Origin of the sequence: Kineococcus aurantiacus (genome assembly GCF_013409345.1) — a bacterium.
GTDB classification, from domain to species: Bacteria; Actinomycetota; Actinomycetes; order Actinomycetales; family Kineococcaceae; genus Kineococcus; species Kineococcus aurantiacus.
On the sequence record NZ_JACCBB010000001.1, the window covers coordinates 3630670 to 3647819 of the forward strand.

General features: G+C 75.0%; 16 protein-coding genes. 7 read left to right on the forward strand and 9 right to left on the reverse strand.

The window, feature by feature from the left end; genetic code table 11:
- Window positions 1-27: 27 nt before the first annotated feature.
- From BJ968_RS17495 to msrA, 4 genes are all read right to left on the reverse strand, one after another.
- Window positions 28-1119: a hypothetical protein gene (locus BJ968_RS17495; RefSeq protein WP_179754007.1), complete on the reverse strand. Its 1092-nt coding sequence runs from the start codon at window positions 1117-1119 to the stop codon at window positions 28-30.
- Window positions 1116-2273: an ATP-binding protein gene (locus BJ968_RS26875; protein ID WP_179754009.1), complete on the reverse strand. Its 1158-nt coding sequence runs from the start codon at window positions 2271-2273 to the stop codon at window positions 1116-1118. The genes BJ968_RS17495 and BJ968_RS26875 overlap by 4 nt, the downstream gene beginning before the upstream one ends.
- Before the next feature lie 12 nt (window positions 2274-2285).
- Entirely contained in the window at window positions 2286-3002 is a 717-nt protein-coding gene (locus tag BJ968_RS17505; protein ID WP_179754011.1) for a response regulator, read from the reverse strand.
- A gap of 236 nt (window positions 3003-3238) precedes the next feature.
- Window positions 3239-3907, reverse strand: coding sequence for a peptide-methionine (S)-S-oxide reductase MsrA (msrA, locus tag BJ968_RS17510; RefSeq protein WP_179754012.1), 669 nt, complete (start codon window positions 3905-3907; stop codon window positions 3239-3241).
- 61 nt (window positions 3908-3968) lie between these two features.
- Between msrA and BJ968_RS17515 the strand changes: the two genes are divergently transcribed.
- Together BJ968_RS17515 and BJ968_RS17520 are read left to right on the forward strand one after the other, a co-directional pair.
- A complete protein-coding gene (locus BJ968_RS17515; RefSeq protein ID WP_179754015.1) occupies window positions 3969-5150 on the forward strand; it encodes a cystathionine gamma-synthase in 1182 nt (393 codons plus the stop codon).
- A gap of 180 nt (window positions 5151-5330) precedes the next feature.
- Window positions 5331-6596 carry an MFS transporter gene (locus BJ968_RS17520; protein ID WP_179754017.1) on the forward strand — a complete coding sequence of 422 codons (1266 nt, stop codon included), beginning with the start codon at window positions 5331-5333 and terminating at the stop codon, window positions 6594-6596.
- A 66-nt stretch (window positions 6597-6662) separates the two neighbouring features.
- Here BJ968_RS17520 and BJ968_RS17525 read toward each other — a convergent pair whose 3' ends face one another.
- The gene (locus BJ968_RS17525) at window positions 6663-8678 is read right to left on the reverse strand and encodes a vWA domain-containing protein (RefSeq protein ID WP_179754019.1); all 2016 of its coding nucleotides are present in this window, start codon (window positions 8676-8678) and stop codon (window positions 6663-6665) included.
- Between the two features lie 239 nt (window positions 8679-8917).
- Here BJ968_RS17525 and BJ968_RS17530 point away from each other — a divergent pair, with 239 nt between their 5' ends.
- Together BJ968_RS17530 and BJ968_RS17535 are read left to right on the forward strand one after the other, a co-directional pair.
- A complete protein-coding gene (locus tag BJ968_RS17530) occupies window positions 8918-10408 on the forward strand; it encodes a CoA-acylating methylmalonate-semialdehyde dehydrogenase (protein ID WP_179756916.1) in 1491 nt (496 codons plus the stop codon).
- A 40-nt stretch (window positions 10409-10448) separates the two neighbouring features.
- Window positions 10449-11057 (forward strand): rhomboid-like protein, encoded by a 609-nt coding sequence (locus BJ968_RS17535; RefSeq protein ID WP_179754021.1) that lies wholly within the window; start codon window positions 10449-10451, stop codon window positions 11055-11057.
- Here BJ968_RS17535 and BJ968_RS17540 read toward each other — a convergent pair.
- Complete coding sequence (locus BJ968_RS17540; RefSeq protein ID WP_179754023.1) at window positions 11045-12472, reverse strand: sigma 54-interacting transcriptional regulator; 1428 nt, start codon at window positions 12470-12472, stop codon at window positions 11045-11047. The genes BJ968_RS17535 and BJ968_RS17540 overlap by 13 nt on opposite strands.
- A gap of 87 nt (window positions 12473-12559) precedes the next feature.
- On the opposite strand from BJ968_RS17540, the gene BJ968_RS17545 reads away from it, so the two are divergent.
- Window positions 12560-13747 (forward strand): AI-2E family transporter, encoded by a 1188-nt coding sequence (locus BJ968_RS17545; protein WP_179754025.1) that lies wholly within the window; start codon window positions 12560-12562, stop codon window positions 13745-13747.
- A 98-nt stretch (window positions 13748-13845) separates the two neighbouring features.
- Here the strand turns inward: BJ968_RS17545 and greA are convergent, their stop codons facing one another.
- Both greA and BJ968_RS17555 read right to left on the reverse strand, forming a co-directional pair.
- Window positions 13846-14343: a transcription elongation factor GreA gene (gene greA, locus BJ968_RS17550; protein WP_179754027.1), complete on the reverse strand. Its 498-nt coding sequence runs from the start codon at window positions 14341-14343 to the stop codon at window positions 13846-13848.
- A 120-nt stretch (window positions 14344-14463) separates the two neighbouring features.
- Window positions 14464-14901 carry a DUF4307 domain-containing protein gene (locus tag BJ968_RS17555; RefSeq protein WP_179754029.1) on the reverse strand — a complete coding sequence of 146 codons (438 nt, stop codon included), beginning with the start codon at window positions 14899-14901 and terminating at the stop codon, window positions 14464-14466.
- Window positions 14902-15027: 126 nt separating this feature from the next.
- Between BJ968_RS17555 and mca the strand changes: the two genes are divergently transcribed.
- A complete protein-coding gene (gene mca, locus BJ968_RS17560; RefSeq protein ID WP_179754031.1) occupies window positions 15028-15906 on the forward strand; it encodes a mycothiol conjugate amidase Mca in 879 nt (292 codons plus the stop codon).
- Window positions 15903-16214, forward strand: a complete 312-nt coding sequence (locus tag BJ968_RS17565) for a hypothetical protein (protein WP_179754033.1) — start codon at window positions 15903-15905, stop codon at window positions 16212-16214. Before mca ends, BJ968_RS17565 begins: the two co-directional genes overlap by 4 nt.
- On the opposite strand, the gene BJ968_RS17570 is transcribed toward BJ968_RS17565, so the two are convergent.
- Complete coding sequence (locus BJ968_RS17570; RefSeq protein ID WP_179754035.1) at window positions 16205-17134, reverse strand: Gfo/Idh/MocA family oxidoreductase; 930 nt, start codon at window positions 17132-17134, stop codon at window positions 16205-16207. The two genes, BJ968_RS17565 and BJ968_RS17570, sit on opposite strands and share 10 nt — an antisense overlap.
- Window positions 17135-17150 lie beyond the last annotated feature (16 nt).

Genomic DNA, 17150 nt, shown 5'->3' on the forward strand with positions numbered 1-17150 from the left:
CGGCCCCGTCCGGCCCCGGGCGGGGCCTCAGGCGGGACGGAGCTCGGCCCACAGCGAGCCGGCTCCGTCCCCCACCTGCAGGTCGGAGGCGACCGCGAGCTGCACGCCGCGCAGGTGGGCCATCCGCAGCGCCGCGGCCACCGCGTCGGCCTCGGCGGCCGAGCCGTCCACCGACAGCGTCGCCCACCCCCCGCCCGGCGGCAGGCGCAGCGTGACCTGCGCCGTGCCGCAGGCGTCCAGGACGGGCGCGAGGACCGTGCGCAGCTGGGCCGCGAACCCCGGCGGGCCGGCCGCCGCGGGCCCCCGGTCGTCGACGACGTCCACCGCGCAGCCCCGGTCCCGGGCCGTGCGCAGGGCCGCCCGGACCTTGTCGTCGAGCAGCTCCCGGGCGCGCAGGTCGTCGCGCAACCGGCGTTCCAGCGTCAGCGCCGCCCGCGACAGCAGCGGCCAGGCCGAGGCCTCCGGTCCCGAGGTGGTCACCCGGCGCAGCAGCGGGACGACGCTGTGCTCCAGGTCCTCGCGGCGCTGGCGGGCGCTGACCTCACGGGCCTCCGTCACCGCCCGGGCCGCGACCGCGCGGCCGGCGTCCGCCTCGAACCGGGCCACGTCCCGCGCCGTGCGGTCGAACAGCCACCGCACGCCCAGCGCCGCGCTGAACCACACCAGGGCGGGCTGGTTCAGGGCCGCGAAGGCGACCGCCCGGTTCGGCAGGTCCGAGGCCAGCAGGCACCCGCCGAGCACCGCGGCCGAGGCCAGCTCGGCGGCCAGGGCGGGAAGCCGGTGCCGGCGCATCACCAGCGCCGCGACGGCGATCTGCGTCAGCCCCGGCCAGTAGTCCGCGTACGTGCGCCACAGCGACTCGTCCAGGAACGGGGTGACCGCCAGCCCGCTCAGCGGCACGACCGCCGCCACCGCCACCGCGGCCGGCGTCGGCAGGTGCAGCGGGCGGCCCGTCAGGGGGCTCACCGCGTATGCGCTGACCACCAGCACCACGGCCAGCGCCGTCAGCGACAGCCACGGCGCCCGGTGCGCGTCCAGCGACAGCAGCGCCGACAGCGGGCCGTGCGAGAACAGCCACAGGACCGCGCCCACCAGGCACGCGCGCTGCACACCGCTCACGCCGCGCCGCCCGCGAACGGGACGCTGAGCAGCACCACGGTCCCCACCCCGGGCGCCGAGCGCACCAGGGCCCGGCCCCCCACCAGGTCGGCGCGGCGGCGCACCGAGACCACCAGGCCCAGCCGGGGGGTGGCCGAGGCGGGGTCGAAGCCGCGGCCGTCGTCGCGCACCTCCACCAGCAGCCGGTCCCCGGTGGCGCGCACCCGCACCCGCACCGCCGGGGGCACCCCGCCGGTGCCGCCGTGGCGCACCGCGTTCCGGCACGCCTCGGCGGTGGCGGCCACGAGCGCGTCCGCCGCGTCGGGGTCCACCCGCACCTGCTGCGGGGCCGGCAGCGTCAGGACCGCCGCCGGGTGCTGCTCCAGGACCGCGTCGGTCAGCCGCGAGACCACGTCCGCCAGCGGCAGCGGTCCCCGCTCGGCGCCCGGGTCGCGCTCGACGCTGGCCAGCGCCCGCACCGCCGCGGCCCGCGCCCGGACCCGGTCGCCGTCGTCGCGGGCGTGCGCGGTCAGCGACAGGGACGCCAGCACGTCGTCGTGGACGATGCCGTCCCACCGGGAGTTCTCCAGCTCCACCGCCCGGGCCGCGGCGGCCTCCGCGGTCGCCCGCTCCGCCCCGCCGCGGGCCGTCTCCACCTGCCGCGCCGCCCCCCGCACCGCCAGCACCGCGACCGAGGCCGCGGTCGTGATGACCAGCAGCCCGATGGCCTCCTGCACGGCGACGTCCGCCGGTACCGTCCACACCCCCGACAGCTGCAGCGCCAGCCGCAGGCCCAGGTGCACCAGGGCCAGGGCCAGGGCGCCCAGCAGCGTGGGGGTCGCCACCGCCCCGGCCCCCACGGTGATGGGCGACAGGGCCAGCACCCACGGCACGTCGTCGTCGGGCCGGTGCCCCACCGCGGCCGGGTACGTCGCCAGCGCCACGTCGCCGACGACCACCAGCGCCCACGACAGGACCCACCAGCGGGAGCCCCGCACGGCCTGGACCAGCAGGAGGACGGCGACCGCGGCGTAGGCGACCAGGACCGTCGCCGACCACCACCCCGGCGCCTCGCCCCGACCGCCCGCCAGGTTGGCCGCCACGGTCGGGACGATCGAGACGATGGCCAGCAGCAGGACGAGGGCCAGCAGCCGCTGGACCCCGCCGCGCGTCACCGGCCCGCCCGGTCAGCGGGCACGGCCGTCCGGGGTCGGCGGGGCCGACGGCATCGGGGCCAGCACCCCGTCCTCGACGGCGCGCCGGTACAGCTCCATGCGCGTGTAGGCGGGCCGGTCGACGGCGGCGTACTTGGCCCGGATCCGCTTGAGGTAGCTCTTGGCCGTCTCCAGCGTCACCCCCAGCCGCAGCGCGACCGACCGCGCGGGCATCCCGCCGGCGTACAGCTCCAGCACCCGGCGCTCCTGCGGGGACAGGTGGGAGGTGAGTGTCTCGTCGACCTGCAGGGCCGCGGCGGTCTCGGCCGAGGAGACGGTGTCGCCGTCGGCGACCGCGTGCAGCGCCTCGGCGACCGTGGCCACGGGGCGGTCCTTCAGCAGCACCCCCTGGGCACCGGCCTGCATGGCGGCCAGCGCCTCGGCGTGCTGGCGGCCCTCGGTGTAGACGAGCACCCGGGTGCCCGCCGCCAGCAGGTCGCCGACGTTCTGGGCCGGGGTGGACCCGTCGCCCAGGCGCAGGTCGAGCAGGACGACGTCGGGCGGGGTGGTCCCGGCGATCCGGCGCAGCAGGTCCGGCACGGTGGGGGCGGTGGCGACGAAGACGGTGGACGGGTCCAGGCGGGACAGCTCCAGCTCCAGCCCCGACAGCAGCGCAGGGTGGTCGTCGACCGCCGCGATGCGCAGCGTCCCCGGCTCCGGTGCCGCGCCGGGCCCGGTGTTGGCAACCACGTGAAGACCCCCTCCTCGGGGGGACAGTACCGGGACCGGGACCCGCGAGAAGGCCGAACCGGCGAAGTCGTACCCCCTAAAGGGGGGCGGCGCGGCGGTGTCGGTGCGCCCGGACCTCTGACAGGATCGTCGCAGGCACCCCGCCGGGGGGACGGGTTGCCACGCGAACGCCGGGGGGCGAACGCAGCAGGGAGGGGGCGGAGCCAGGTGGCTCCGCCCCCTCCCTGCGTCGAGGCTCAGTCCTTCGCGACCAGACCGATCTGGCAGGTCAGGCCGTTGGGGCCGTGGTTGCAGTACCCGTTGGGGACCTTCTGCAGGTACTGCTGGTGGTAGTCCTCGGCGTACCAGAACCGGCCGGCCTCGCTCGCGGGACGGATCTCCGTCGTGATGCGGCCGTGGCCGTGCTCGGTCAGCTCGCGCTGGAACGTCTCGCGCGTGCGCTGGGCCGCCTCGAACTGCTCGTCGGTCGTCGTGTAGACCGCCGAGCGGTACTCGGTGCCGCGGTCGTTGCCCTGCCGGTAGCCCTGCGTCGGGTCGTGGTTCTCCCAGAAGACCTTCAGCAGCTGCTCCGCGCTGGTCACGGACGGGTCGTACGCCACCAGCACCGTCTCGGCGTGGCCCGTGCGGCCCGTCACCGACTCCTCGTACGTCGGGTTCGGGGTGAACCCGCCCTGGTAGCCGGCCGCCGTCGTCACGACCCCCGGCTGCTGCCAGAAGATGCGCTCAGCGCCCCAGAAGCAGCCCATGCCGAAGGAGATGACCTCGGTGCCCTCGGGCCAGGGGCCCTCCAGCGGGGTGCCGAGCACGGTGTGCGTCGCCGGGACCTCGAAGCGGCGCTCCTGCGAGCCCCGCAGCGCGTCCTCCGCGGTGACCATGGTCGTCTTGAACGGGTTGCCGAACAGCATCCATCGCTCCCTTCAGCGGTGTCGTGGAGAACAACAGCGCAGCGGTGTCTAGCCTTCCCGTGTGACTTCCGACCAGATCCCCGGCTTCTCGACCCGCGCGATCCACGCCGGCCAGGAGGCGGACCCCGCCACCGGCGCCGTCGTGACCCCGATCTACCAGGTCTCCACCTACAAGCAGGACGGCGTCGGCGCGCTGCGGACGGGGCTGGGCACCGGCTACGAGTACTCCCGCTCGGGCAACCCCACCCGCACGTCCCTGGAGACCCAGCTCGCGGCCCTGGAGCAGGGCGCGGCCGGGTTCGCGTTCGCCTCCGGCCTGGCCGCCGAGGACGGGATCCTGCGGGCGCTGTGCCGCCCCGGCGACCACGTCGTCATCCCGAACGACGCCTACGGCGGGACCTACCGGCTGGTGAAGAAGGTCGCCGAGCCGTGGGGCGTCGAGCACAGCCCCGTGGACCTGGCCGACCTGGACGCCGTGCGCGACGCGGTCCAGCCCGGCCGCACCCGGCTGGTGTGGCTGGAGACCCCCACCAACCCGCTGCTGACGGTGGGCGACATCGCGGCCATCGCCGAGATCGCGCACGCCGCCGGCGCGCTGCTCGTCGTCGACAACACCTTCGCCACGCCGTACCTGCAGACCCCGCTGACCCTGGGCGCGGACCTCGTCGTGCACTCCACGACGAAGTACGCCGGCGGGCACTCCGACGTCGTCGGCGGCGCCGTCGTCGTGCGCGACGGCGACGACGGCCGCGGGAACTCCCTGGCCGAGCGGATCGCGTTCCACCAGAACGCGATGGGCGCGGTCCCCGGGCCGTTCGACTCCTGGCTGGTCCAGCGCGGCCTGAAGACCCTCGCGGTGCGGATGGAACGGCACTGCGACAACGCCGAGCGCGTCGTGGAGTTCCTCCAGTCGCACCCGCGCGTGACGAGGATCCTCTACCCGGGCCTGCCCGAGCACCGCAACCACGACGTCGCCGCGAAGCAGATGAAGCGCTTCGGGGGGATGATCTCGTTCCGCACGGCCTCGGTCGAGGACGCGCTCGCGGTCTGCGGGGCGACCGAGCTGTTCACCCTGGGGGAGTCCCTCGGCGGGGTGGAGTCCCTCGTCGAGCACCCCGGGAAGATGACGCACGCCTCCGTCGCGGGGTCGCTGCTGGAGGTCCCCGACGACCTCGTCCGGCTGTCGGTCGGCATCGAGGACGCCGACGACCTCGTCGCCGACCTCGCGCAGGCGCTGGGCTGAGACCGCCGGGAGCGCTCGGCCACCGTCGTGCTCGGTCACCGGGGGAGGCCCTCGGTGATCGAGCACTCCGGTGATCGAGCACTCCGGTGATCGAGCACTGCCGCGCCTCCTCACGACCGCCCCGCCGGGCGCCGCGGAACCACGTGGCGGGGACGGGCCCGGGCGTGCCAGCGTGCCCGGGTGAGCAGCGCCGCCCGGGTCGTCGAGGTCGTCCTGCCCCGGCGGCTGGGCCCGGGGTTCCGCTGGCTCATCGCCTCCAGCTGGGCGGCCAACCTCGGTGACGGCCTGGCCCTGGCCGCCGGGCCGCTGCTGGTCACCTCCCTGACGCGCGAGGCGTTCCCCGTCGCGCTGGCCGCGCTGGCGGCGTGGCTGCCGCCGCTGCTGTTCGGGCTCAGCGCCGGCGTGGTCTCCGACCGGCTGGACCGACGCCTCGTCGTCGTCACCGTCGACGTCGTGCGGGCCGTCCTGCTGCTGGCGCTGGCGGGGCTGGTCGCGGGCGGGCGCGCGACGGTGCCCCTCGTCCTGGGCGCGCTGTTCCTGCTGGCCACAGCGGAGGTCTTCGCCGACAACACCGCGAGCACGCTGCTGCCGGCGCTGGTGGCCCGCGACGACCTGGCCGTGGCCAACGCGCGCGTCCAGACGGGGTTCGTGACGGTGAACCAGCTGGCCGGCCCCCCGCTGGGCGCGGCGCTGTTCACGGCCGGGGCGGCGACGCCGTTCGCGGCGCAGGCCGGGTTGTGCGCGCTGGCGGCCGTGTTCGTCGGCCGGTTGCGGCTGCCGCCCCGGGCGGCGCGCCCGGCCACCCACCCGTGGCACGACGTCGTCGAGGGGGTCCGCTGGACGGCGCACCACCCGGCCGTCCGGACCCTCGTCGTGACGATCTTCACCTTCAACGTCACGTTCGGCGCGGCCTGGTCGGTGCTGGTCCTGTACTCCACGCAGCGGCTCGGCCTGGGCCCGGTCGGCTACGGCCTGGTGACGACGGCCGGCGCGGTCGGCGGGGTGGCGGGGACGCTGTCGTACGGGTGGATCGTCCGGCGCGTCTCCCTCGGCGACCTCATGCGCGTCGGGCTGGTCGTGGAGACCCTCACCCACCTCGCGCTGGCGCTGGCCCGGTCGGCGTGGGTGGCCCTGCCGGTGTTCGTCGTGTTCGGCGCGCACGCGTTCGTGTGGGGCACGACGTCGCTCACCGTCCGCCAGCGCGCCGTTCCCGAGGGCCTGCAGGGCCGGGTGACGGCGGTGAACACCGTGGGGACGTTCGGCGGCCTCGCGCTGGGCAGCGGGGTCGGGGGTGCCCTGGCGCAGCACCTGGGCGTGACGGCGCCGTTCTGGTTCGCCTTCGCGGGTTCGGCGGTGCTGGTCGTGCTGCTGTGGCGGGCGCTGCGCCACGTCGCGCACGCCGACGAGAACCCCGACGCGGAAGTGCTCGATCACGGAAGTGCTTGATCACCGCGGGGGGCGGTGATCAAGCACTTCGGTGATCGAGCAGGGCAGAGATCGAGTCGCGACGGGTCAGGAGGCGCGGCGGTTCGCGCGGCGGCCGGCGCGGGCCTTGAGGTAGTCGTCGACGACGTACTGCCCCAGCCGGTCGGGGCTGGGGGACAGCACCCGGCCGCCGTTGCGGCGGGCGACGGCGTCGACGAAGCGGCGCAGACCGGGGTCCTCGCCGAGCATGAACAGGTTGATGGTCGCCCCGAACCGCGTGAGCAGGTCGACCTCGTGGACGGTGGCGCGGATCGTCTCGGCCGTCGGCGGCCACTGGAAGACCGCCTGCGGGGTGCCGTACGAGTCGTCGAGGTGCGCCGTGGGCTCGCCGTCGGTGATGACCAGGACGACGGGTTCGGCGTCGGGGTGCCGGCGCACGTGGCGGCGCGCGATGCTCAGCGCGTGCTGCAGGTTGGTGCCCTGCACGAAGTCGGGTTCGACCTCGGCCAGTTCCCCGACGGTCATGGGCTGGGCGTGCAGGCCGAAGCCGATGATCTGCAGCTCGTCGTAGGGGAACTTCGTGGAGATGAGGTGGGACAGGGCCAGGGCCGTCTCCTTCATGGGCCCCCAGCGGCCCTCGGCGGCCATCGAGAACGACAGGTCGACGCACAGCGCGACGGCCGCCCCGGCGCGCCGCTCGGTCTCGACGACCTCGAAGTCCTCCCACGACAGCTTCACCGCCCCGCCCGAGGCCGTCCCCCGCTTCAGGGCGTTCGAGACGGTCCGCACGACGTCCAGGGGCTGCTCGTCGCCGAACCGCCAGCGCCGGGTGGCGCCGGTGGGCTCGCCGCCGGACCCGGCGTCGGTGTTCTCGTGGTCGCCGCGCCCGCCGGTGTCCAGCCGGCCCAGCACCTCCTGCAGGGCGGTCTGGCCCAGACGCCGCAACGCCTTGGGGGACAACGTGAGGCCGTCGGCGGAGCGGGACAGCCAGCCCTGCCGCTGCAGTTCGCGCTCCAGCTCGCGCAGCCGCTGCAGGTCGTCCGCGGCGCCCCGGCCGAGCTGACGCTCTAGGGCCTCGACGTCGACGTCGTCCAGGGTCGCGCCGGGGTGCTCCTGGCCGAGCTGGTCGAGCAGGTCGTCGAGCTCGGAGATGTCCTGCAGGGCGTCGGCGGCCTCGCCGTAGTCCAGGGGCTGGTCCCCGCGGCCGCGCACGCGCTCGCCGCGGGAGAAGTCCAGGTCCGGGCGCAGCGCGCGCAGGTTGTCGTTGAGCTGGGCCATCTGCGCCTGCAGGTCGACGTCGGAACCCATCGCCTGCTGCATGAGCGAGGACAGCTCCTCGCGCTGCTGCGGGGACAGCGAGCGCATCAGCCGTGAGGCGGCCGCGGCGCGGCGGGCGAGGGCGTCGACGAGGTCGTCGAGGTCCTCCACGCCCTCCTCGCCGAGGGTGTCCCCGTGCTTGGCCATGAACTCGGCGAAGTCCTCGGGGGTGTCCTCGCCGCGGGCCTTCTTGGCGAGCAGGTCGTTGAGGTCGCTCATCATGTCCTTGAGTGCCTGCATCGTCTCGGGGCTGCCGTTCTGCAGGGCTTCCTTCATGCCGCGGAACTGCTGGCCCACGACGTCCTCGCGCAGCCGGTCGAGGATCTGCTGGTACTGCTGCCGCGCCTGCTCCGAGGCCCACGGGTAGTCCTCCAGGTCGCGCACGGCCTGGGCGGTGGAGCGGGGGAGGGCGTCGAGGCGGGCCTCGGCGAACCGGGCGTCGTCGCCGTCGCGGCCGGCCAGTTCCTCGCGCTCGGCGGCCAGCGCCTGGTCCAGCTGGGCGCGCGCGGTGGTCAGGGCCCCGTCGAGGTCCCCGCGGCGGGCGGCCTCGCGGCGCATCCGGGCCGCGCGGGCCCGCAGGTCCTCCAGCCCGGACCGGCCGTCGGGGCCCCGGCGCAGCAGGTCGCGCAGGGCCTCGCGCAGGGAGCCGCCGTTCAGCACCTCCTGGCCGACCCGGTCCAGGGCGGCGCGCACGTCGTAGGGCGGGGCCAGCGGGTCGGGGCCGCCGGCCCACTCCCCGTACCGGTACCGACCGCCGCGCCGCCTGCTCCACGCATCCCGAGCCACGCCCGAACGCTACGTCCGCTGCCGCGGGGACGCCACGGGTCGGGCCGACGGGCCGTCGCACCCACCCCGAGATCAATGACAGTTTGTCTGGACAAACAGGGCGCCGCTGGTGGCATGATGGGGCCCGTTCGACTCCCCGGCGGGAGCCGTCCCGCCGATGACGTCCGAGGAGGGCACCCGTGACGACCACCACCGCCAGCACCACCGCAGACGCTGGTGCTCCTGGTTCCACCCCCGACCTGCCGCACGTCCTGCACTGGATCGCCGGGGCCGAGGCGGCCGGGTCCGGTGACCGGGCGGCGGACGTGTACGACCCCGCGACCGGCAAGCGCACCAAGACCCTCGCGCTGGCCGCCCCCGCCGACGTCGAGGCCGCCGTCGCCGCCGCCAAGGCCGCCTTCCCCGCCTGGCGCGACACCTCCCTGGCCCGCCGCACCACGATCCTGTTCGCCTTCCGCGAGCTGCTCAACGCCCGCAAGGGCGAGCTGGCCGAGATCATCACCGCCGAGCACGGCAAGGTCCTGTCCGACGCCCTGGGGGAGGTCTCGCGCGGTCAGGAGATCGTCGAGCTGGCCTGCGGCGTCAACCACCTGCTCAAGGGCGCCTTCACCGAGAACGCCTCGACCAAGGTCGACGTCTTCTCGATCCGTCAGCCGCTGGGCGTGGTCTCGATCATCTCCCCGTTCAACTTCCCGGCGATGGTCCCCATGTGGTTCTTCCCCCTGGCCATCGCCACCGGCAACACCGTCGTCCTCAAGCCCAGCGAGAAGGACCCGTCCGCGGCGAACTTCATCGCCGCGCTGTGGAAGGAGGCGGGCCTGCCCGACGGCGTCTTCAACGTCCTGCACGGCGACAAGGTCGCCGTCGACGGCCTGCTGACCCACCCCGACGTCGCCTCGGTCTCCTTCGTGGGCTCGACCCCCATCGCCCGGTACGTGTACGAGACCGCCACCGCGCACGGCAAGCGCGTGCAGGCCCTGGGCGGGGCGAAGAACCACATGCTGGTCCTGCCCGACGCCGACCTGGACCTGGCCGCCGACGCGGCCGTCAACGGCGGGTTCGGCTCCGCCGGGGAACGCTGCATGGCCGTCTCGGCCCTCGTCGCGGTCGACTCGGTCGCCGACGAGCTCATCGCCAAGATCGGGGAGCGGGTCGCGACGCTGCGCACCGGTGACGGCCGCCGCGGCTGCGACATGGGCCCGCTGGTCACCGGCCCGCACCGCGACAAGGTCACCGGCTACGTCGAGGCCGGGGTCGCCGAGGGCGCCGAGCTCGTGATCGACGGCCGCGAGGTCGTCCCCGACGGCGACGCCGACGGCTTCTGGCTCGGGCCGACCCTGTTCGACAAGGTCACCCCCGAGCAGTCCATCTACACCGACGAGATCTTCGGCCCCGTCCTGTCCGTGGTCCGCGTTGCCGGCTACGACGAGGGACTGGAGCTCATCAACGCCAACCGCTACGGCAACGGCGTGGCGATCTTCACCAACGACGGCGGGGCGGCGCGCAAGTTCCGCAACGAGGTCCAGGTCGGCATGATCGGCATCAACGTGCCCGTCCCGGTGCCCGTCGGGTACTTCTCCTTCGGCGGCTGGAAGCAGTCGCTGTTCGGCGACACCCACGCCCACGGCACCGAGGGCGTGCACTTCTTCACCCGCGGCAAGGTCGTCACCGAGCGCTGGCTGGACCCCTCCCACGGCGGCCTGAACCTGGGCTTCCCCCAGAACGACTGACGCCCGGCTCCCTCCCAGGGGGCGCACCGACACTGGGCCGGTGCGCCTCCTGCGTCGCGCCGGCCGCGGTGCCGGCCTCGGCCTGCTCCACGCCGCCGTCGTCCTCGCGGTCTACACCGCCCTGCGCTTCCAGACCGGGGCCGGGCGCGCCGGGTTCGTGCAGGACTCCAGCACGAACCTGGACAACCTGCGGCGGTTCCCGTTCCGGGTCCTGCTGCTGTCCGCGGTCGTCGTGCCGGACACCGCGGGGCTGCTCGTCCTGGTGCCCCTCGTCGTCGCCCTCACCGCGAGCGCCCGGTGGCTGGGGCGGTTACCCACGCTCGTCGCGTTCGCCTTCGGGCACGTCGGCGCGACGCTGGTCGTCGCCGTCGTGCTCGTCGCGGGGCTGACCCACGGCCGCCTGGACCCCGCCGTCGCGCACGCGCCCGACGTCGGGGTCAGCTACGGCCTGGCCTGCGTCGTCGGGCTGCTCGCCGCGCGGGTCCCGCGCCGGCTGCGCGTCCCCTACGTCCTGCTGCCGTCGGCCGTCCTGGCGGCGGTCCTGGCCGCCGCACCCGACCCCACCGCCCTGGGGCACCTCGTGGCGCTGCTCACCGGGTTCTGCCTCGCGGTGCTCGTGCGCCGGGGCGCGCGGGCTCAGCTGCCGTAGACGGTCCGGCCGTCGTCCAGGACGAGCTTGTCCAGCCGCCGCGTCAGGTGCAGGGCCTCCAGGACGAACTCCACCCCGGCCGCCGCCCGCCCGGGCGTCACCTCGCTCAGCCCGAGCCGCTCGAGCACCTGCGCCAGCCCGGCGACCGTCCCGACCTGCTCCAGCAGCCGCTCGGCCGGCACCAGGTCGCCCGTCTCGATGGTGCGGCCGTCGGTGACCAGCTCGGAGAACCCCGACAGCTCCGCCCCGCCCAGCAGCGAGCGGTACGTCTCGGCGATGGCCGTGCGCAGCAGGTGCTCCAGGACCTCGACCTCCCGGCCCTCCTCACCCTGCTCGAACTCGACCTTGCCGCCCAGGACGCTGACGACGGTGTGCAGGTCGCCCACGCGCGCCACCGGCGGGGTCACCTCCCCGGACAGCGCGTGCCGGCGCAGGGCCGCCGCCGAGACGGTCTCGGCGGCCGCGATGGAGAACCGCGCCGAGACGCCCGAGGCCGGGTCGACGGCGGGGGACTCGCGCACGGCCCGGGTGAACCGCGCGACGACCTCCAGCAGGTGCTCGGGGACCTCGGCGACCGTGGCGGCCTCCTGCCGGACGAGGTCGACCTCCAGGGACAGCTCCAGCGGGTAGTGCGTGCGGACCTCGGCGCCGAACCGGTCCTTCAGCGGGGTGATGATCCGCCCGCGGTTGGTGTAGTCCTCGGGGTTGGCGCTGGCCACGAGCAGCAGGTCCAGCGGCAGCCGCAGCTGGTACCCGCGGACCTGGATGTCGCGCTCCTCCAGCACGTTGAGCAGCGAGACCTGGATGCGCTCGGCCAGGTCGGGCAGCTCGTTGATCGCGAAGACGCCGCGGTTGGTGCGGGGCACGAGCCCGAAGTGGATGGTCTCGGGGTCGCCCAGCGCGCGGCCCTCGGCGACCTTGACGGGGTCGACGTCGCCGATGAGGTCGCCCACGGAGGTGTCGGGCGTGGCGAGCTTCTCGCCGTAGCGCAGCGACCGGTGCAACCACGCCACGGGCAGGTCCTCGCCCTCCTCGCGGACGCGGCGGCGGGAGGCGGGGGTCAGCGGGGTGTAGGGGTGCTCGTTGAGCTCCGACCCCTCGATGACGGGGGTCCACTCGTCGAGCAGGCCGACGAGCGAGCGCAGCAGGCGCGTCTTGCCCTGCCCGCGCTCGCCGAGCAGGACGACGTCGTGGCCGGCCAGCAGGGCACGCTCCAGCTCGGGGGCCACGGTGTCCTCGTAGCCGACGACACCGGGGAAGCGGTCCTCGCCGGCCTTCATGCGGGCGACGAGGTTGGTGCGCAGCTCCTCCTTCACCGGCACGTGCCGGTGACCGGAGGCGCGCAGCGCACCCAGGGTGCGCGGGAGGTCGGCGGGCGGTTCGAGGGGCAGCGTGGTGGTGTCGCTGATGCTCACACGGGCGAACCTACGTCCGCTCCGGTCAGATGGCGACGGGTCGCGCCCCGCGAGCCGGGTGACCGGCGGCGCGGGAGGATGACCCGCATGGCCCAGCCCCAGCCCCCGCACCGGCCCTACGTCAGCCCGGCGCTGCGGACGGCCGCGGACTGGTCGTGGCGGTTCGTCGTGGTCGCGGTGGCCGTCGTGGTGCTCGCCTACGGCCTCAGCTTCGTCAGCGAGATCTTCATCCCGGTCCTCGTGGCGATGCTCATCGCGGCGCTGCTCGCACCCGTGGTGAACCTGCTGGACGTGCGCCTGCACGTCCCGCGGGCCGTGGCGGCCCTGGTGACGCTGCTCGTCGCCGCCGGCGTGGTGGCCGGGCTCGTGACGATCGTCGGGTCGCAGGCCTCCAGCCAGTGGTCGGACCTGGCGTCCTCGGCCACCCAGGGCGTCGGCGAGGTCGAGCGGTGGCTCTCGACCGGCCCCCTGCACCTGACGTCCACGGCCATCTCCGACTACGTCGCCGAGCTCCAGCAGGCGGCCACGGACAACCAGGACGCGCTCATCGCGGGCGCGACCGGGGTCGTGTCCACGGCCGGGCACCTCGTGGCCGGGTTCTTCATCTGCCTGTTCACCTCGTTCTTCTTCCTGCTGGAGGGCCGGCGGATCTGGTCCTGGCTCGTGCACCTGCTGCCGCGGCCGGCGCAGGACCCGCTGGACGACGCGGCCCGGCAGTCCTGGGTGACCCTGACCCACTACATGCGGGCCACGATCGTCGTCGCCCTCGTCGACGGCGTCGGCGTGGCGATCGGGGCGGCGGTCCTGCGCGTCCCGCTCGCCACGTCGCTGGGGCTGCTCGTCTTCCTCGGCGCCTTCATCCCCATCGTGGGGGCGCTGCTGTCGGGGACCGTCGCCGTCCTCGTCGCCCTCGTGGCCCACGACTTCGTGACGGCGCTGATCATGCTGGGCGTGGTGATCCTCGTCCAGCAGGTCGAGTCGCACCTGCTGCAGCCGTTCCTCATGGGACGCGCCGTGGCCGTGCACCCGCTGGCCGTCATCCTCGCCGTGGCCGGCGGTGCGACGGTCTTCGGGATCGTCGGGGCGCTGTTCGCGGTGCCGCTGGTCGCGGTGCTCAAGACGGGCGTCGGTGCCCTGGCCCGGGGCGGGCGGCCCACCGAGGAGGTCGAGGAGATCACCGACTCGGACGCGCCCCTGGCGCCGGAGGCACCCCCACCGCACGACGAGGCCGAGCCCGTCGACGGCGACGAGGGGGCGGCGCGGGTCAAGCGGTAGCGCGGCCGGCCCGGTGCGCGCCGGCCCCGGCGCGCGCGGTGACCCCGCGCTCGACCGTCGGGCGCGAGGTCACCGCGCGCCCGGAGGGGGTGGGGCGCTCAGCCGGTGTAGGGCTCCGTGCTCACGACCTTGACGGGGAACACCTTGCCGTTGGGGGCCGTGTACTGGACCTCGTCGCCGGGCTTGCGGCCCAGGATGGCCGCGCCCAGCGGGGACTTCTCGGAGTAGACGTCCAGCCCCGCGGCGTCCCCCACCTCGCGGCTGCCGAGCAGGAACTTCACCTCGTCGCCGGCCAGCTCGACGGTCACGACGTGCCCCAGGGAGACCTCCCCGGACGCCGAGGCGGGCGCCTCGCCGACCTGCGCGGTCTCCAGGAGGTGGCGCAGCTGGCGGATGCGCAGCTCCTGCTTGCCCTGCTCCTCCTTGGCCGCGTGGTAGCCCGCGTTCTCCTTGAGGTCGCCCTCCTCGCGCGCCTGCTCGATGCGCTTGGCGAGCTCCGTGCGGCCTTCACCGGCGAGGTGCTCGTACTCGGCCTTGAGGCGGTCGTAGGCGTCCTGCGTCAGCCAGGTCGTGCTGCCGGTGGTCGTGTCGCTCACGGTGTGCTCCCTGTCACGTACCTCCCGGGCGGCCTCCTGCCTCCCGGCGCAAAAACCGAGTCGCCCGGCCCCGCGGCGCGGGAGCGGGCGACTCGAAGCGACAAGCCTAGCTCCAACGGCTCAGGACGACACCGCCGAACAGGACTCCACCCCGACCGTCACGGCCCGCGACGTCGTCCTGACCTGCACCGTCTGCTGGACGTCGGTCTCCGGGGAGGCCGGGACGTCCACCTGCAGCAGCCCCACCTCCGCGGAGCTCTCGTCCAGGGCGTGCACCTGGCAGCGCACGGCCGTGCCCGCCGGCCGCGTGACGCTGAACCGGATCTCCGCGATCCGGTCGTCCAGGACGCGGTGGCTGATCTCGGTGTAGGACGGCCCCCGGGACTGGTCCACCGACAGCCACACCCCGTAGGCGAGCAGCAGCGCGGCGCCCAGGACCGCCGCCGCGAGCCGGACCGGGCGCCGGTACCAGGGCCGGCCGGTGCGCGGCGGGCGCCGGCCGTACCGCGCGGCGAGGACGTCTGCGGGGACTTCCCCGGGCCTGTGGGGACTGGTCACGACGGCGGTGCTCCTGCGTGGTCGAGGGCGGTGCTCCGGCGGCACCGCGGATCGGCGAGGATGGACCCCGATGGTCGCACCTCGCCGCTCGGGGTGCCGACGACAACGCGTGTGAGAGGAGCCACGGTGGCGGAGACGTTGCGGCTCATGGCCGTGCACGCCCACCCGGACGACGAGTCCAGCAAGGGTGCGGCGTCGATGGCCAAGTACGTGGCCGAGGGCGTCGAGGTGCTCGTCGTGTCGTGCACCGGGGGCGAGCGCGGGGACGTGCTCAACCCCCGCCTGAAGCAGGACGCGACCCTGCTGCGCGACATGGGGGAGTACCGCCGGCACGAGATGGCCGAGGCGGCCCGGATCCTGGGGGTGCAGCACCGCTGGCTCGGCTACGTGGACTCCGGGCTGCCCGAGGGTGACCCGCTGCCGCCGCTGCCGAAGGGCTGCTTCGCCCTGACGCCGGAGCAGTTCACCGTGGACGCCCTCGTGCACGTGGTGCGCGAGTTCCGCCCGCACGTCATGACGACCTACGACGAGTCCGGTGGGTACCCGCACCCGGACCACATCATGACCCACACGGTGTCCCTGGCCGCCTTCCACGCCGCCGCCGACCCCGAGCGGTTCCCGCAGGCGGGGCCGGCGTGGACGACGTCGAAGCTCTACTACCACGCCAGCTTCTCCCGGGACCGCATGCGCACCTTCCACGAGGCGTTCCTGGCCCGGGGCGAGGAGTCCCCGTTCGCGGAGTGGATGAAGCGCATCGCCGAGGAGGAACCCGGCGCGCGCAAGGAGCTGGAGATCACCACGCGCGTGGAGTGCGGGGAGTTCTTCGAGACCCGCGACCGGGCGCTGCTGGCGCACGCGACGCAGATCGACCCCGACGGCTGGTTCTTCGGGGTGCCGCTGGAGCTGCAGCGCGAGCTGTGGCCCACCGAGGACTTCCACCTCGCGATCAGCCACGTGCCGACGACCACGCCCGAGGACGACCTGTTCGCGGGGCTGCGCCCGTGATCGCGCAGTTCCCGCTGGCGACCCCCTCGCCCACCACGTCCAGCACCGCCACGAGCACGAGCACAGCGGGCACGACCACCCCGGACGTGGACGCCGACCTCGTGACCCCCGGGCTGCGGGGGTTCGTGGTGCTGTTCGTCCTCGCCGTGGCCGTGTACTTCCTGGGCCGCAGCATGGCGCGCCGCATCCAGCGCGTGCGGCACTCGGAGCAGCCCGGGGCCGACGCCGGACCGGAGGCCGAGCCGGAGGAGGGGACCGGGGCGCCCGGGCCCGACGCGCAGGACCCCGCCCGCGGGCCTCAGGGCTGAGGGACGGCCGTGGCCCGGTCCGGCCGCGCGAGGTGCTCCTCGACCGCGGCCAGGACCGCGACCGCGGCGGCGGCCCGGCGCACGTCCAGGGCGTCCGGCTCACCCGTCGCCGCGGCCCGGCGCAACCGGTCCACGGCCCGGGCGAAACCCTCCTGCGGGGTGCCGGTGAAGCGCGGCAGGTCGTGCCGGCCGCCGGGGCCCCAGACCGTCGCGAACGACCCGCCCGCCCCCTGCGGCGCCGTCAGCGTCAGCGACAGCGACGTCCCCGCGCCGCCGGCGTGCTCCAGCGCCACGGTCACCGCGTCCCGCGGCCCCCGCCCCGCGCTGACCCGCTCGACGGGGCCGAACAGCTCCAGGGCGATCGACAGCGCGTGCGGGCCGGTGTCCCACAGGCCCCCGCGCTCCCGGCGCCACGCCGACGCCCCGTAGGGGCTGCCCGGGGCGTCGATCGACCCCGCCCAGCGGAACACCCCGCCCTCCCACGGGCCGTGCTCGGCCGCGAGCGCCCGCATCCGCTCCAGCCACGTCGTGATGTCCGGCTGGAACAGGTACGTCAGGTACTCCACCGAGGCGACACCGTTGCGCCGCACCGCCTCCACCACGGCCCGCGCACCCGGCAGGGTCGTCGCGAGGGGCTTGTCCAGCAGCAGGTGCCGGCCCCGGTCCGCGGCGCGCACCGCGACCTGCGCCTGCACGTCCGGGGGCAGGGCCACCGTCACGGCGTCCACCCGCCCCAGGAGGTCGTCGAGGTCCCCGAACGCCGTCGTCCCGTGCTGCGCCGCGGCGTCCCGCGCGTGCGCGGGGTCGCGGCCCCAGAACCCGACGAGCTCGACGTCGGGGTGCGCGCGCAGCGCGGCGGCGTGGGTGGTGCGGGCCCAGTGGCCGGTGCCGAGGATCCCGAACCGCGTGGGGGTGCTCACGGGCCGGACGCTACCG